The organism is Cupriavidus sp. 01L46 (genome assembly GCF_056399905.1).
Map to the genome: position 1 here is coordinate 1 of NZ_JBFTSF010000025.1, position 15,973 is coordinate 15,973.

Genomic DNA, 15,973 nt, shown 5'->3' on the forward strand with positions numbered 1-15,973 from the left:
GTCAGTCATGGGACCCTTAACGAAATGGGCGATCAGGTCTTCGGGAATGGCCGGCAGTTCACGGTCTGCGGCTTGGCTGGTCTTCGTCTTGCGTGGCATACATGCTCCTTGGCGACATGTTATGCCCTAAACACAAAATTTCTGACAGGCCCCAAAAACCAACACCGCTCAAAGAGAAACAGCGACCAACCCCGCAGAGCAATGTCATATGGCACCTTGGGTACAAAAACCAACACCGCCCAAACGACCCCCTCTAGCCCTCAATTCCCCCCCGATGCGCCCACCCCGTCATCCGCCTCTCCACCACCGCAAAAAACTCATACATCACCATCGCCATCACGGCGATCACCACCAGCCCGGCAAACGCCAGCGGCATCTTCATCGCCGATCCGGCGGACACCAGCAGATAGCCGATACCCTCATTGGCTGCACTCATCTCCGACACGGTAGTGCCGACGAACGCCAGCGTGATCGCCACCTTGAGCGAAGCAAAGAAGTAAGGCATCGACCGCGGCAGCCCGACCTTGAGCAACACATCGGTGCGCTTTGCACCAAGTACGCGCAGCACATCCTCCAGTTCCGGCTCCAGCGTAGCCAGCCCTGTAGCGATATTGACCATGATCGGGAAGAACGAGATCAGGAAGGCGGTCAGGATCGCCGGGCCGGCGCCGAGCCCGAACCACACCACCAGGATCGGCACGAAGGCCGCCTTCGGCAACGCATTGAACGCCGTCATCAGCGGATACCCGGCGGCGTACGCCAGCTTGGACGAGCCCATCAGCAAACCCAGCACCACGCCCACGATGATGGCAAGGCCAAAGCCAACCATGGTGGTCCAGAAGGTACGCCAGGCGTGGCCGGCAATCACATCCCAGTAGTCGAGCAGCGACGTGACGATCGCGCTGGGGCTGGGCAGGATGAAGTCCGACACATTGAACACAAGGCACGCGCCCTGCCACAGCAGCAGGAACGTGCCCAGCAGCAGCCACGGCGCCACGCGCTGCACGCGGCGTTGCTGAGCCGCGCTCATCGAGGAAGAGAAAGTGCTCATGGTCAGTGCTGCCGTACGTGGCCGATCTTCTCGCGCAGCGCATGCACGAGGTCGGCAAAGGGTTCGGTATAGGTCAGGTCGAGGTCGCGCGGACGCGGCAGGTCGATCCCCTTGCGCGTGAGGATGCGCCCAGGGCGCTGGCTCATCACGTAGACGGTGTCAGCCAGGAACACAGCCTCGCGCAGGTCGTGGGTGACCAGGATCACGTTGAAGCGCTGGGCCTGCCACAGGTCGCGCAGCACGCACCACAGCTCCTCGCGGGTAAAAGCGTCGAGCGCGCCAAAGGGCTCATCGAGCAGCAGCATGCGCGGTTCGTGGATCAGCGCGCGGCAKATCGAGGCACGCTGCTGCATGCCGCCGGAGAGCTGCCACGGGTACTTGTCCTCGTAGCCGGCCAGGCCCACGGTGCGCAGCAGCTCGCGTGCGCGCGCCGTGTACTCCTCGCGCTGCTGGCGCAGTGTGGAGCGGTAGGGCTCGACGATTTCCAGCGGCAGCATGACATTCTGCAACGTGGTGCGCCAGGGCAGCAGCGTCGGCGCCTGGAAGGCCATGCCAACCATCTTGAGCGGGCCGGTGACCTTCTCGCCGGCGATCCTGACCACGCCGCGCGTGGCCGGCTTGAGCCCGGTCGCCAGCTTCATGAAGGTGGACTTGCCGCAGCCGGAAGGCCCGACGATGGCGATGAACTCGCCCGGCTCGACCTGCAGCGAGATGTCCTCGATGGCGAACTCACCCTGGCGGGCAAGCTCGTCGTTATAGGCGAGCCAGACCCGGTTGAACTCGACGAAGGGTTGCGCCGCCGGCTCGTCCGGCAGTTCGGCAGCAAGCGCGGCCCCGGTGCGCAGGGAAGTGGTGCCAAGCGTCATCGCAGCACATCCAGTTCGGCAGCGGACGGCAGGTAGGCATCGGTCCACAGGTTGTCGGGGTTGATGCGGCCCTTGGTGCCGAAGGCGTCGGCCACTTGCGAAGCCATCAGCGACAGGCGCGGCTTGTTGACGCGGCCAAAGCCCTCGACGCGCGCGTCGGGCGACTTGACGACGCTGTCCAGCGCCATCTTCAGGCGCTTGGTCTCGAGCTTCTCGTCGATGATGCCGTCACGCGCCTTGACCGCCTTGATGCCCTCTTCCGGCTTGGCGATGACGTCCTTGGCCGATTTGGCGAAGGCGCGCAGGAAGGCCTTGACCGCCTCCGGGTTCTTCTTGAGGAAGTCTTCCGAGGCGATCACGGCGTTGCCGTACAGCTTCACGCCGTATTGCGGGTAAGGCAGCACCACGATGTCCTCGTCCTTCACGCCACGCGCATTCAGGTTGAGGATGGAGGTGAAGGAAAAGCCCGTGATGGCGTCGAGGTCGCCGCGCGTGAGCATGGTCTCGCGCAGGGTCGGGTCCATCGCCTGCCAGTTGAAGCTCGATGCCTGCAGGCCGTTTGCCTTGGCGAAGATCGGGAAGGCGCGGCGGCCGGCGTCGAATACCGGTGCGCCGAGCTTCTTGCCGGCCAGGTCGTGCGGGGTCTTGATGCCGGACTTCTTCAGCGCGAGCACGGCGGCGGGCGTGTTGTTGTAGACCATCATCACGGCCACCGGCTTGTTCTTGGCATCCGGGTTGTTGCCATAGAACTCCATCACCGAGGCCAGGTCGGCAAAGCCCATGTCGTAGGTGCCGGAAGCCACGCGGTTGACCACGTTGCCCGATCCGTTGCCGGCGTCGATCGACACATCGAGCTTCTCGGCCTTGTAGTAGCCCTTCCGCTCGCCCAGCAGGAACAGCGCAGACGGGCCTTCGAAGCGCCAGTCGAGCTGGAAGCGGACTTTGGTCTGGGCGTACGCCTCGCCGGCAAATTGTGTCGACAGCACCAGGGCAGTGCCCAGCGCCATGCCAAGCTGCAGCCAGCGGCGGCGCGCGGTGGATACGGCAGCGCCGGGCGCGGCATGGGCGGGTTGGGCGCCGACGTGAGCGGCAGTGGCCTCGAACGGGGTGRCGGCACGGAATAGCGGCATTGAACTCTCTCCAGTTAGTCGTCTTCCTGGATAGTTCGTCCGCAAGGCGCGTGCCATGCAAACACGCACCATGATGGGGCTGATACGCCACCTATTGTCGAACCAAATTCGTGCAACCGGATGGTTCTGGCCGGTTTGCCACAATGGATTGTCAACAATTCATTGCGGCCCTGGCGATTGCCGTGTCAGGCGTCCTGGGTTGCGTCGCCGGCTTCGATCGCCAGCGCGACATCCTCCACGGGGGCCTCGCTCTCTGCCGCGCTGCGCGCCTGGATATGCCACATCTCGGCGTAGCGGGCGTCGAGCCGCATCAGTTCGGCATGGGTGCCGCGCTCGATGATACGGCCGTGGTCCATCACCAGGATCTGGTCGGCATGCACCACCGTAGAGAGCCGGTGCGCGATCAGCAGCGTGGTGCGGTTCTGCGCCAGCCGCATCAGCTCGGCCTGGATGGCTTGCTCGGTACGGGAATCCAGCGCCGAGGTGGCTTCATCGAAGACCAGGATTGGCGGGTTCTTCAGCAGCGTGCGGGCAATGGCGACGCGCTGCTTCTCCCCGCCCGACAGCTTGAGGCCGCGCTCGCCCACCGGCGTGTCGTAGCCCTGCGGCAGCTCGCGGATAAAGCCGTCGATCTGGGCCGCGCGCGCGGCCTCGATGACTTCGTCGCGGCTGGCGTCGGGGCGGCCGTAGGCGATGTTGTAGTAGATGCTGTCGTTGAACAGCACGGTGTCCTGCGGCACGATGCCGATGGCGCGGCGCAGGCTGTCCTGCGTGATCGCGCGGATATCCTGGCCGTCGATCTCGATGCCGCCGCTGCTCACGTCATAGAAGCGGAACAACAGCCGCGCCAGCGTGGACTTGCCCGAGCCGCTGTGGCCCACCACCGCGGTAGTGGTGCCGGCGGCGATGGCGAAGTCCACCTCGTCCAGGATCACGCGGTTGCTCTCGTAGCCAAACCCGACACGGTTGAAACGCACCGCCGCGCCCTGCACGCGCAAGGCCGCGGCGTCCGGCGCATCTGCGACTTCGCGGTTGGTGCCCAGCAGCACGAACATGCGGTCCATGTCGGTGGTGGCCTGCTTGATCTCGCGGTAGATCACGCCGAGGAAGTTCAGCGGAATGTACAGCTGGATCATCAGCGTATTGACCAGCACCAGATCGCCCAGCGTGAGCTTGCCCGCCGCCACGCCCACGGTGGCGCGCCACAGGATCATGATCAGGCCGGTGGCGATGATGGCCTGCTGGCCGAAGTTGAGGAACGACAGCGAGTTTTGCGAGCGGATCGCCGCGGTGCGGTACTTGCGCAGGTTCTCGTCATAGCGGCCGGCCTCGTACTCCTCGTTGCCGAAGTACTTGACGGTCTCGAAGTTGAGCAGGGAATCGATCGCCTTCTGGTTGGCGCGCGAATCCAGCTCGTTCATCTTGCGCCGGAAGTGCGTGCGCCACTCGGTCACCACGATGGTGAACACGATATAGCTCACCAGCGCGCAGCCCGTGATGGCAGCGAACCAGATGTCGTAGTGCAGGATGAAGAAGCCCATCACCAGCCCCATCTCGACCAGGGTCGGCAGGATGCTGTAGAGCGAGTAGGAGATCAGCGATTGGATGCCGCGCGTGCCGCGCTCGATGTCGCGGCTCATGCCGCCGGTCTGGCGGTCCAGGTGAAAACGCAGCGACAGCGCGTGCAGGTGGCGAAACACCTGCAGCGCGATCTCGCGCACCGCGCTCTGCGTGACCTTGGAGAACAGGATCTCGCGCAACTCGGTAAACAGCGTGCCGGACAAGCGCAGTATCCCGTAGGCGACGATCAGCCCCACCGGCACCACCAGCAGCGCGCTCGCGCTGCCGGCGGGAACATTCATGTTGTCCACCAGCTTTTTCATCAGGATCGGCACGCCCAGGTTGGCCACCTTGGCCGCCACCAGGCACACCAGCGCCAGAATCACTCGCCATTTGTAATGCCAGACATAGGGCAACAGGTTGCGCACGGTCTGCCAATCGCTGCGGGGAACGTTGGATTTGCCGAAGAGGGAAGAAGGCTGGGCGGGGGACGGCTCGGCCGACGTAGAGTAGCGTCGCATACGTTAGAATTCGGGCGAATATGCGATTGTGGCAGAGATCGTCTTTGTTAGCCGGCGCCACACCGTTTACCCTCGTCACGGAACYGCCGCGACACCCGGGCCGCACGGCGGCAAGGTCACTCCGACATGCGCACCAGCGCGCCGGCACCCCAGCGCAGCCCTTGCCACCCAGCTCCAACCCTATCCAAGCTCAAGCCATCATGAATCAAGCCGACGCCCTCCCCTGCCTGCCTGCCGGCAAGAATCCCGCCCTGCGCGTGGTCCCCATGCCATCGGACGCCAATGTGCACGGCGACGTCTTCGGCGGCTGGATCATGGCCCAGGTGGACATTGCCGGCTCGATCCCGGCGGTGGAACGCGCGCAGGGCCGCGTGGCCACCGTGGCGGTGAACTCCTTCCTGTTCAAGCACCCGGTCTTTGTCGGCGACCTGGTGAGCTTCTACGCCGATATTGAGAAAACGGGCCGCACCTCGATCACGGTATCAGTGGAAGTCTATGCGCAGCGCATGCGCCACAGCCACGAGATCGTCAAGGTGACAGAAGCCATCCTGACCTATGTGGCGACGGACGATGCAAGGCAACCGCGGGTGTTGCCAGCGATATAAGCGGCCGCGGCTGAAGCCGGCGCGAGCGGGTCAGCGTCTGCGCTGAGCTCCCGGAGGAAATGCAGAAATTTCCGCCGGTACATTCAGACGCCTCCGATTGTCCCGCCTCTTCCCAAATCCTTAAATGATAATGATTATCATTATTGTTTAAGGAGGATTGCATGCGTTCGTACATCAGGTCTGCCGCGCTGCCACCGCGGCGCTCCCTCGCTTCCGCCGTCCTGGCGGCGGCCTGCGCTACACCGGTCCTGGCAGACGATTTACAACGGCAGGGCAAACACATCGAACTGGCGCCGGTCACGGTCACGGGAACGCAGGCACCCAGCTCCAAGGTCGAAGCCTCCGGCTCGGCAAAATACGCGGCGCCACTGCTCGATACGCCCCAGACCATCACGGTGGTGCCGCAGCACGTGCTGGAGGAACAGAACGCCTTGAGCTTGCGGCAGGCGCTTTCCAACGTCTCCGGCATCACCTTCAACGCCGGCGAGGGTGGTGGCGGCTCCGGCGACAGCATCAATATCCGCGGCTTCAGCGCCAACGCGAACATGCAGATCGACGGCTTGCGCGACAGCGGGCAGAACAACCGTTCCGACCTCTTCAACCTCGAAGCGGYCGAGGTGATCAAAGGGCCGAATTCGGTCTTCGGCGGCGCTGGCACCACCGGCGGCAACATCAACATGATCAGCAAGCAACCGAAGGCGGACAGGTTCACGCACGTCGGCGGCGGGCTCGGCACTGCCAGCTTCCACCGCCTGACCCTGGACACCAACCAGCCGCTGCCGTGGGACGGGCCCGCGGCGGTCGTCCGCCTGAACCTGATGGCGCACGAGAATGACATACCGGGCCGCGACGTCATCGAACGCCGCCGCTGGGGCATCGCGCCATCGATCACCTTCGGCATGCAATCGCCGACGCGCCTGACGCTGAGCTATTTCCACCAGAGCGACGACAACCTGCCCGACTACGGCGTGCCAGCGCTGAACGGCCAGCGGCTCGCGGGCGTCAGCCGGCACGGCTACTTCGGCTGGCGCAACGTGGACCGGGAGAACATCACCACCGATGCGGCCACCGTCAAGTTCGAACACGAATTCAACGACAAGCTCAAGCTGCAGAACCTGACCCGCTATTCGCGCCTGCACCGCGACACCGTGATCTCTGCCTCGCACGTGAACCAGACGGGGCTGCCGCCGGGCCGCTACCGGCCGGCAGGGCCGCAGGGCTATGGCCGCGACTCGGCCACCGAGCTGTGGATCAACCAGACCAACCTGACCAGCCGCTTCGACACCTTGGGGCTGGGACACACCCTCGTCAGTGGCTTCGAGATCTCACGCGAGACCTACGACCGGACCACCTATTCCTACTATCTCGCCAGGTACTATCCCGCCAACGGCTTCGATCTCTCCAACCCGCCAGGCTACTGGAGCGCGCCCACCGACCGGCGCGACAGCGCGCGCACCAAGACATGGCTTGACGTAAAGGCGCTGTACGCGCTTGACACCATCGCCCTGGGCAAGCACTGGGACCTGAACCTTGGCCTGCGCTACGACTGGATAGATGGCAGCGCCGAGAGCACGCCGCTGGGCAAGGCAACCGAGCGCGCGGACAGCACCACCAACCAGCTCAGCGGCCGGGCGGGACTGGTGTTCAAGCCCACGGACAACGGCAGGATCTATTTCGCCTACGGCACGTCCTTCAACCCGTCCGCCGAGTACCTGGTCAGCACCGGCTCGGGCGTGAACAAGGGCACGGGGGGACTGGTGCCCGCGGGCTGGACGCTGGGCTACGGCGCGCGCTTCATCGGCAGGCGCAACGTGACATCGGTGGGGGACGGCACGCTTGGTGCCTACCTGGTGCACAACGCCATGCTCGGCTATGCGCCGAACAAGAACCTCAAGTTCCAGCTCAACGTCGACAACCTCTTCAACAAGGCCTATGTGGAGCGGGTGCGCCAGACGCTGGGCAGCGCATCGCGCTCGTCCGCGATCGAGTACGGCGACGGCCGCTCCGCGGTGCTGTCAGCCGTCTACTCCTTCTAACGCTACGCGCGGGGGGCGTCGCCGCAGCGGATGCCCCCGGCCCAAGGTCAGCCAAATGATGATTCACATACCCGGCGTGCTGACGCCGGAACAGGTGCGGGAAAGCGTAAGCCTGCTGACGCAGGCCGATTGGGCCGACGGCAAGGCGACCGCAGGATTCCAGTCCTCCCTCGCCAAGGACAATCTGCAATTGCCGCACGACTCCCCGCAGGGCGGGCGTGTCGCCGCGATGATCGAGCAGGCCTTGCGGCGCCATCCCCTGTTCTTCTCGGCGGCGCTGCCGGCCAGGATCTACCCCAAGCTGTTCAACGCCTATGCGGGCGGACAATCCTTCGGCACCCATGTCGACAATGCCATCCGCTACCTGCCCGACGGCTCGGACAGCATCCGCACGGACATCTCGGCCACACTCTTCCTGTGCGAGCCCGACGACTACGACGGCGGCGAACTGATCGTCGAAGATACCTATGGAACGCATGCGGTCAAGCTACCCGCCGGCGACATGATCCTGTACCCCGCTTCCAGCCTGCACCGTGTCAGCCCGGTGACCCGGGGCACGCGGCTATGCGCGTTCTTCTGGATCCAGAGCCTGCTGCGCGACGCCCGCCAGCGCGCCCTATTGTTCGACCTGGACACCGCCATCCAGGAAATCGGGCATGCGCTTGGCCATGGACACGCCACCGTGGTGCGCCTCACCGGCGTCTACCACAATCTGCTGCGCGAATGGGCGACGCCTTGAACGCCGCAGGCTTAACTGAAGCGCGAGAAATCCGGGCGGCGCTTCTCGAAGAACGCCTTGAACGCCTCCTTGGCTTCCGGCGCCTGCAGCATGCGCCGGAACACCTCGCCCTCCTCCGCCATCTTGGCCTGCACGGCAGCCTTGTCGCCGCCCTTCATCAGCCGCTTGGTTTCCCGCAGCGACGAAGCCGGCAGCGCGGCCAGCTTGCGCGCCTGCTGCTRCACGAACTCGTTGAGCTCCGMCACCGGCAGCACGCGCGTGGCCAGGCCGATCTGTAGCGCTTCCTGCGCGCTGAACGCCTCACCCAGCATCAGTTTCTCGGCAGCGCGCTGGTGACCCAGCAGGCGCGGCAGCAGCATGCTCGATGCCGCCTCCGGGCACAGGCCCAGCTGCACGAACGGCAGCGACAGCTTGGCCGTCTCGGAGACATAGACCAGGTCGCAATGCAGCAGCATGGTGGTGCCCACGCCCACCGCCGGGCCGCTCACCGCCGCCACCAGCGGCTTGCTGGCCTGGCTGATCTGCTGCAGGAACTGGAATACCGGCGCCGGCTGCCCGCCCTCGTCCGAGGTGGGCGGACGCTGCATGAAGTCTTCCAGGTCATTGCCCGCGGTAAATACTTCCGGCTTGCCGCGGATCACGATCACGCGCACGGCGGGGTCGGCATCGGCGACGCGCAGCGCATCGGCCATGGCCTGGTACATCGCCGCCGTGATGGCGTTCTTCTTGTCGAGGCGATCGAACTCAAGGGTCAGGATGCCTTGCTCGATGGTGGTCAGGATGCTCATGAAATCGTCTTCTCCTTACTGCTTGGTTGACTTGTCCGCCATGCTGAAGCCCGTTCACTCGAACGCCGGCGGATCCTCGCAAAGATAGCTCATCCCGAACGCCTTTGCGCCGACGTTGAGCGCCACCGTCAGGCTCATCGGCGCCAGCATCAGTTCCACGCCATGCTGCTGCGCGGTGCGCGCGAGCGACTGATAGGCAGGCAACGCTTGAATCGCCCCGGGTGGCCCGGCATAGCTCAGCGATACCGCCGGGCTGAGCAAGCGGCCGCTGCGGATGCACTGCTGCGCATGCGCCATCACGCGGCGCATGCCTTCGTCCGCGCCGCGCGCCTTGGCCACCGGCTCGGTCTGGCCGCAATGCATATGCACGACGGGGCGGATATTGAACGCGCTGCCGAGCATGTAGCGGCCCCAGGTGATACTGTTCTCGCCCTTGTGCTTGGCCCGCGTGTACATGTAGAGCAACTCGTCGGGCACCAGGAACATATGCGCGGCATCGCGCAGGCGTGTCTCCACGGCCTCCACCACCGTTTGCGCGCTGGCGCCGCCGCCCAGCAGGCGCGCCGCCTCGCGCACGATCAGCGCCTGGCCCGGGCCGATCGCGCCGGTGTCGATCACCTTCAGCTCGAACAACCCCGTGCGCCCCGCGTCCTTGCGTGCCTTGAAGCTCCTGGCCACGGTGCCAACCACGGCGCCCGAGGCATGCGCATACAGTTTGCTGCGGCTGCTGGCGATGGTGAGCAGCAGCGCGCGGTCGCATGAGGTCACCACATGCTTGAGCAGGTGGTCTTCGATCTCGCGCTCCAGCAAGGGGATGGATTCAGCGTAGTGGTCCTGCTTGCCGACCAGATACTGTTCGTAAAGCGACGGCAAGGCCGGCTCGTCGCGCACGTCGGCCACAAAGCGGTCGCCCGCGCGAATGCGGAACGGCACCGTGCGCACGCCAAGCTCGGCCATCAGCGAGCGCGGCATGTCGCACGCGGCGTCGRCCAGGATGAGTGTCTCCTGCATGTAGTTGTTTCCTCCCTGTCAGGCGAGCCGCATCGAGGCGGCAGCTGTCTCCTTGTGATGGCACCGCTTTCTTCACCTGATAGAGAGTTCGGGGCGGGCAGCACGAACGCACCTGGCGCCCAGGCTGCCTGCCCCACGGCGCGTTTAGACGCGCTCGAAGATACCTGCCGCGCCCATGCCGGTGCCGACGCACATGGTGACCATGCCGTACTTCAGGTTGTTACGGCGCAGCGCATGCACCACGGTGGCCGAACGGATCGCTCCGGTGGCGCCCAGCGGGTGGCCCAGTGCGATCGCGCCGCCCATCTGGTTGACCTTGGCCGGGTCCAGCTGCAGGTCGCGCATCACCGCCAGCGACTGCGCGGCGAAGGCCTCGTTCAGCTCGATCCAGTCCATCTGGTCCTGCGTGAGGCCGGCCGCCTTGAGCGCCGCGGGAATCGCTTCCTTGGGGCCGATGCCCATGATCTCGGGCGGCACGCCGCGCACCGCGAACGACACAAAGCGCGCCAGCGGCACGAGGTTGAACTGCTTGAGGATCTTTTCCGAAACCAGGATCAGCGCACCGGCGCCATCCGAAGTCTGCGAGCTGTTGCCGGCGGTGACGCTGCCCTTGTTGGCAAACACCGGGCGCAGCTTGCCCAGGCCTTCGATCGARGTCTCCGGACGCGGGCCTTCGTCGAGCGAGATGGTGCGTGTCTTCACGTCGACCAGGCCGCTGGCCAGGTTGGGGAATTTCTCGACGATCTCGATCGGGGTGATTTCGTCCTTGAACTCGCCGGCCTGCTGGGCGCGGATCGCCTTCTGGTGCGAAGCGAGCGAGAAAGCATCCTGGTCTTCGCGGTTGACCTGCCATTGCTGTGCGACCTTCTCGGCGGTCAGGCCCATGCCGTAGGCGATGCCGATGTTCTCGTCGCGCTCGAAGATCGCCGGCGACATCGACGGCGAATTGCCCATCATCGGCACCATGCTCATCGATTCCACGCCAGCGGCGATCATCACGTCGGACTCGCCCACGCGGATGCGGTCAGCGGCCATGGCCACGGCCGACAGGCCGGAGGCGCAGAAGCGGTTGACGGTGATGCCGCCCACGGTATTCGGCAGGCCCGACAGCAGCGCGCCGATGCGCGCGACGTTCAGGCCCTGCTGCGCCTCAGGGATGGCGCAGCCAACGATGGCGTCTTCGATCAGCCTGGGATCGAGGTTAGGCACCTGCGCCACAGCCGCGCGCAGGATGGTGGCCAGCAGGTCGTCCGGACGGGTGTTCTTGAACGCGCCCTTGGGAGCCTTGCCGATCGGCGTGCGGGTTGCGGCAACGATGTATGCGTCTTGCAGTTGTTTCATGATGTCGGTTCCTCGCTTGCCTTAGTTGCGCACCGGCTTGCCGGTCTGCAGCATGCCCATGATGCGTTCCTGGGTCTTGCCCGTGCCGAGCAGGTCGACAAAGGCCTTGCGTTCCAGCGCCAGCAGCCATTCCTCGCTGACCAGCGAGCCGGCTTCCACTTCGCCGCCGCACACTGCCTCGGCGATGCGGCTGGCAATCAGGAAGTCGTGCGCGGAGATGAAGCCGCCGTCGCGCATATTGGCCAGCGACGCCTTGATGGTGGCAATGCCGGAGCGGCCTGCCACCGGCACCAGCGTGCCCGGCACCGGGGCGCGGTAGCCGGCGTTGGACAGCGCGCGCACTTCGTTCTGCGCCACGTAGAGCAGCTCATGCACGTTGAACACGATGGTGTCCGATGGCTGCAGGTAGCCCAGCTTCTGCGCGTCCAGCGCCGAGGAGGAGACCTTGGCCATGGCCGCTGCCTGGAAGCGATTGGTGAGGAACTGCAGGTAGTTGGTGCTGCCGGCGGCTTGCGCAGCACGTGCGGCAGCCAGCGCGGCCTCCTTCAGGCTGCCGTCCTGGAACTTCTTGACGAAGGGCTCGATGCCCTTGGCGCCGCCCATCATGAAGGCCGGCATCGCGGCTTCCAGGTTGGCGCCCGCGGAGAACGGGCCGCCCGGCGCGCCCAGTTGCAGCGACGTGGGCTGCCACACCACCAGGCCCTTGTACTCGGCTTCGGCCAGGTCGATGGCGCGCGTCAGGCCGTCGATCACGTCCGGGCCGATGGTGTTCATCTTGCTCTTGAACGAGACCACCAGCACATCGTCCTGGCCCTCGCTCACCCAGATGCGCACGGCATCGTTTTCTTCCACGGTGCGGCCGGCCTTGCGCGGATCCGTTGCGGCAGTGCCCTTGACCGTGGCACGGAACACCTGGCGCTCGTACACCGGCAACGCATTGCGCTGCACGAAGGCTTGCGCGGCGGGCGACCATGAACCCTGCGCGCCATGCACGCCCTGGTTCTCGGCCACCGGCCCTTCGAAGACCCATGCGGGCAGCGCCACGTTGGCCAGGCCCTTGCCGGCTTCGATGTCTTCCTTCACCCACTGGGCCACCTGCTTCCAGCCAGCCGACTGCCAGTCCTCGAAGGGGCCGGAATTCCAGCCGAAGCCCCAGCGGATCGCCAGGTCGATATCGGCGGCGGAGCCGGCGATCTGCTCGAGGTAGACGCCGATGTAGTGGAACACGTCGCGGAACACCGCCCACAGGAACTGCGCCTGCGGGTTGGTGGACTCGCGCAGCAGCTTGATGCGCTCGGCCGGTTCCTTCTTCAGCATGCGCACCACGATCTCGTCGGCCTTCTTGCCCGAGTCGACGTATTGGCCCGTCTTGGGATCCAGCACCTTGATGGCCTTGCCTTCCTTCTTGTAGAAGCCGGCGCCGGTCTTCTGGCCCAATGCGCCCGCATCCACCAGCCCCTTGAGCACGGCGGGCGTCTTGTACACCGGCGCGAACGGATCGTCCAGCAGGGTGTCCTGCATGGTCTTGATCACGTGGGCCATGGTGTCCAGGCCCACCACATCGGCGGTGCGCAAGGTGGCGGACTTGGCGCGGCCCAGCTTGGAGCCGGTCAGGTCGTCGACCACGTCGAAGGGGATGCCGTACTTCTCAGCCTCGGCGAACACCGCCAGGATCGAGAAGATGCCAACGCGGTTGGCGATGAAGTTCGGCGTGTCCTTGGCGCGCACCACGCCCTTGCCGAGCGTGGAAGTCAGGAAGGTTTCCAGGCGGTCCAGGATCGCCGGCTGCGTGGTGGCGGTCGGGATCAGCTCCACCAGGTGCATGTAGCGCGGCGGGTTGAAGAAGTGCACGCCGCAGAAGCGCGATTTCAGGTCCGCGTCGAAACCATCGGACAGCGCGGTGATCGACAGGCCCGAGGTATTGGTGGCGAAGATCGTGTGCGATGCCAGGTGCGGTGCGACCTTCTTGTACAGATCGTGCTTCCAGTCCATGCGCTCGGCGATGGCCTCGATCACCACGTCGCACTCCTTGAGCAGCGCGAGGTCGTCCTCATAGTTGGCAGCCTGGATCAGGCCGGCTTCGTCCTTGATGCCCAGCGGTGCCGGCGAGAGCTTCTTCAGGTTCTCGATGGCACGCAGCGAGATGCCGTTCTTGGGGCCTTCCTTGGCCGGAAGGTCGAACAGCACCACGGGCACGCGGGCGTTGACGAGATGGGCGGCGATCTGCGCCCCCATGACGCCGGCACCCAGCACGGCGACCTTCTTGACGATGAAATTGGACATGCGCGCTCCTAGGAAAGTGAGCGTTGAGATGAGGTGGGCTGGCTGCGCGTGGCGCTGGGGTTGCTTCAGTTCCTGCTGCTGCCGGTGTGCTCCCCTCTCCCATTTCATGGGAGAGGGGAGCACACCATCGGCATCCGCAGCGCCGTGGCAAACAGCTTGCGCCCGCGCTAAGACAACCGCATTAATTCAGGACAAACAGTCCGTCAGAACAGATCCGCGTCCAGCGCCATCAGCGTGGCCGAACCAGCGCGTGCCATGCGGATCTGCGATGCCGTCTCCGGCAGCAGCTTGGCAAAGTAGAAGCGTGCGGTCGCCAGCTTGGTGGTGTAGAACTTGTCGCCGCTGGCTTCCTTCTCCAGCGCGATCTTGGCCATGCGGGCCCAGAAGTACGAGAACACCAGGTGGCCCACCACGCGCAGGTAAGGCACGGCGGCCGCGCCGACTTCGTCGGGGTTGCCCATGGCCTTCATGCCGATTTCCATGGTGAGCTTCTGCACCTTGTCGCCCAGGTCGGCCAGCGGATTGACGAACTCCTGCATGGCTTCGTTGGTGCCCTCTTCCTCGACGAACGCTTGCACGATCTTGCCGAAGGCCTTCATCTTGGCGCCCATGTCGCCCAGGATCTTGCGCCCCAGCAGGTCCAGCGCCTGGATGGTGTTGGTGCCTTCGTAGATCATGTTGATACGCGCGTCGCGCACATACTGCTCCATGCCCCACTCGGCGATGTAGCCGTGGCCGCCGAACACCTGCATGCCTTCGTTGGTGGCGGTGAACGCGTTATCGGTCAGGAAGGCCTTGATCACGGGCGTGAGCAACGCAACCAGGTCGCCCGCTTCCTTGCGCACGGACTCGTCCGGGTGCGACAGTTCGCGGTCGATCTGCAGCGCGGTCCAGTAGCTGAACGCGCGGCCGCCTTCGGCAAAGGCCTTCTGCGTCAGCAGCATGCGGCGCACGTCCGGGTGCACGATGATCGGGTCAGCCGGCTTGTCCGGGGCCTTGGGACCGGTCAGCGCGCGCATCTGCAGGCGGTCCTTGGCATACGCCAGCGAGTTCTGGTAGGCCACCTCGGTCAGCCCGAGGCCCTGCATGCCCACGCCCAGGCGGGCGGCGTTCATCATCACGAACATGGCGTTCAGGCCCTTGTTGGGCTCGCCCACCAGCCAGCCGCGCGCGCCATCCAGGTTCATCACGCAGGTGGCGTTGCCGTGGATGCCCATCTTGTGCTCGATCGAGCCGCACTTGATGCCGTTGCGCTCGCCCGGGTTGCCGCTCGCATCGGGGACGAACTTTGGCACCACGAACAGCGAGATGCCCTTGGTGCCCTGCGGGGCATCCGGCAGCCGTGCCAGCACCAGGTGGATGATGTTGGCGGACAGATCGTGCTCGCCGGCCGAGATGAAGATCTTGGTGCCGGTAATGGTGTAGGAGCCATCGGCCTGCGGCTCGGCCTTGCTGCGCAGGATGCCCAGGTCGGTGCCGCAATGCGGCTCGGTCAGGCACATGGTGCCGGTCCACTCGCCGGAGACCAGCTTGGGCAGGTAGACCTTCTGCAGCTCGGGCGTGCCGTGCGCATGCAGCGCTTCGTACGCGCCGTGCGACAGGCCGGGGTACATGGTCCACGCCTGGTTGGCCGAGTTCAGCATCTCGTACAAGGCATTGTTGACCAGGATAGGCAGGCCCTGGCCGCCGTATTCGGGGTCGCAGCCCAGTGCCGGCCAGCCGGCTTCCACGTACTGCTTGTACGCTTCCTTGAAGCCCTTGGGCGCCGTCACCACGCCGTCGCCGACGTAGGTACAGCCTTCGCGGTCGCCGCTCTGGTTGAGCGGGAACACGACCTCGGAGCAGAACTTGCCGGCTTCCTCAAGCACTTGGTTGATGGTGTCCGCGTCAACGTCGGCGTGCTTCGGCAGCGCCTTGAGTTCGGCTTCCACGCCGAGCAATTCATGGAGCACGAACTGCATGTCGCGCAACGGTGCGGTGTACTGGCCCATCAAAGACTCCTTGGAGGTTTGCAAAGCCGCTACGCCGCCCGTGCACGATCC

At 65.2% G+C, this 15,973-nt stretch carries 12 protein-coding genes; 3 read left to right on the forward strand and 9 right to left on the reverse strand.

The genetic code is table 11. The features are described from left to right. Positions 1-253: 253 nt before the first annotated feature. The 4 genes from AC1DS3_RS06900 to AC1DS3_RS06915 all read right to left on the reverse strand — a co-directional run bounded on the left by AC1DS3_RS06900 (position 254) and on the right by AC1DS3_RS06915 (position 5,128). Positions 254-1,051, reverse strand: a complete 798-nt coding sequence (locus AC1DS3_RS06900; RefSeq protein ID WP_441640235.1) for an ABC transporter permease — start codon at positions 1,049-1,051, stop codon at positions 254-256. 2 nt (positions 1,052-1,053) lie between these two features. Next, entirely contained in the window at positions 1,054-1,917 is an 864-nt protein-coding gene (locus tag AC1DS3_RS06905) for an ABC transporter ATP-binding protein (RefSeq protein ID WP_477109453.1), read from the reverse strand. After that, complete coding sequence (locus AC1DS3_RS06910) at positions 1,914-3,047, reverse strand: ABC transporter substrate-binding protein (protein WP_477126889.1); 1,134 nt, start codon at positions 3,045-3,047, stop codon at positions 1,914-1,916. Before AC1DS3_RS06910 ends, AC1DS3_RS06905 begins: the two co-directional genes overlap by 4 nt. A gap of 185 nt (positions 3,048-3,232) precedes the next feature. Then, positions 3,233-5,128 carry an ABCB family ABC transporter ATP-binding protein/permease gene (locus tag AC1DS3_RS06915; RefSeq protein WP_477109452.1) on the reverse strand — a complete coding sequence of 632 codons (1,896 nt, stop codon included), beginning with the start codon at positions 5,126-5,128 and terminating at the stop codon, positions 3,233-3,235. 200 nt (positions 5,129-5,328) lie between these two features. On the opposite strand from AC1DS3_RS06915, the gene AC1DS3_RS06920 reads away from it, so the two are divergent. From AC1DS3_RS06920 to AC1DS3_RS06930, 3 genes are all read left to right on the forward strand, one after another. Then, positions 5,329-5,733: an acyl-CoA thioesterase gene (locus AC1DS3_RS06920; RefSeq protein ID WP_441640232.1), complete on the forward strand. Its 405-nt coding sequence runs from the start codon at positions 5,329-5,331 to the stop codon at positions 5,731-5,733. Positions 5,734-5,894: 161 nt separating this feature from the next. Then, positions 5,895-7,769 carry a TonB-dependent receptor gene (locus tag AC1DS3_RS06925; protein ID WP_477126890.1) on the forward strand — a complete coding sequence of 625 codons (1,875 nt, stop codon included), beginning with the start codon at positions 5,895-5,897 and terminating at the stop codon, positions 7,767-7,769. Between the two features lie 55 nt (positions 7,770-7,824). Then, complete coding sequence (locus AC1DS3_RS06930; protein ID WP_441640230.1) at positions 7,825-8,508, forward strand: Fe2+-dependent dioxygenase; 684 nt, start codon at positions 7,825-7,827, stop codon at positions 8,506-8,508. Between the two features lie 11 nt (positions 8,509-8,519). On the opposite strand, the gene AC1DS3_RS06935 is transcribed toward AC1DS3_RS06930, so the two are convergent. The 5 genes from AC1DS3_RS06935 to AC1DS3_RS06955 form a co-directional block, all read right to left on the reverse strand. Further along, positions 8,520-9,296: an enoyl-CoA hydratase gene (locus AC1DS3_RS06935; protein WP_477126891.1), complete on the reverse strand. Its 777-nt coding sequence runs from the start codon at positions 9,294-9,296 to the stop codon at positions 8,520-8,522. 54 nt (positions 9,297-9,350) lie between these two features. Continuing rightward, the gene (locus tag AC1DS3_RS06940) at positions 9,351-10,307 is read right to left on the reverse strand and encodes a DegV family protein (RefSeq protein ID WP_477126892.1); all 957 of its coding nucleotides are present in this window, start codon (positions 10,305-10,307) and stop codon (positions 9,351-9,353) included. A gap of 144 nt (positions 10,308-10,451) precedes the next feature. Continuing rightward, the gene (locus AC1DS3_RS06945; RefSeq protein ID WP_441640236.1) at positions 10,452-11,651 is read right to left on the reverse strand and encodes an acetyl-CoA C-acyltransferase; all 1,200 of its coding nucleotides are present in this window, start codon (positions 11,649-11,651) and stop codon (positions 10,452-10,454) included. An 18-nt stretch (positions 11,652-11,669) separates the two neighbouring features. Further along, positions 11,670-13,931, reverse strand: coding sequence for a 3-hydroxyacyl-CoA dehydrogenase NAD-binding domain-containing protein (locus AC1DS3_RS06950; protein WP_477126893.1), 2,262 nt, complete (start codon positions 13,929-13,931; stop codon positions 11,670-11,672). 203 nt (positions 13,932-14,134) lie between these two features. Next, the gene (locus AC1DS3_RS06955; protein WP_183035550.1) at positions 14,135-15,922 is read right to left on the reverse strand and encodes an acyl-CoA dehydrogenase C-terminal domain-containing protein; all 1,788 of its coding nucleotides are present in this window, start codon (positions 15,920-15,922) and stop codon (positions 14,135-14,137) included. Between the last annotated feature and the right edge of the window lie 51 nt (positions 15,923-15,973).

What these genes read in the sequence shown, in the direction of transcription:
- AC1DS3_RS06930 (WP_441640230.1), top strand. Translation starts at nt 7,825, where the DNA reads ATGATGATTCACATACCCGGCGTGCTGACGCCGGAACAGGTGCGGGAA.
- AC1DS3_RS06920 (WP_441640232.1), top strand. Translation starts at nt 5,329, where the DNA reads ATGAATCAAGCCGACGCCCTCCCCTGCCTGCCTGCCGGCAAGAATCCC.
- AC1DS3_RS06900 (WP_441640235.1), bottom strand. Translation starts at nt 1,051, where the DNA reads ATGAGCACTTTCTCTTCCTCGATGAGCGCGGCTCAGCAACGCCGCGTG.
- AC1DS3_RS06915 (WP_477109452.1), bottom strand. Translation starts at nt 5,128, where the DNA reads ATGCGACGCTACTCTACGTCGGCCGAGCCGTCCCCCGCCCAGCCTTCT.
- AC1DS3_RS06950 (WP_477126893.1), bottom strand. Translation starts at nt 13,931, where the DNA reads ATGTCCAATTTCATCGTCAAGAAGGTCGCCGTGCTGGGTGCCGGCGTC.
- AC1DS3_RS06955 (WP_183035550.1), bottom strand. Translation starts at nt 15,922, where the DNA reads ATGGGCCAGTACACCGCACCGTTGCGCGACATGCAGTTCGTGCTCCAT.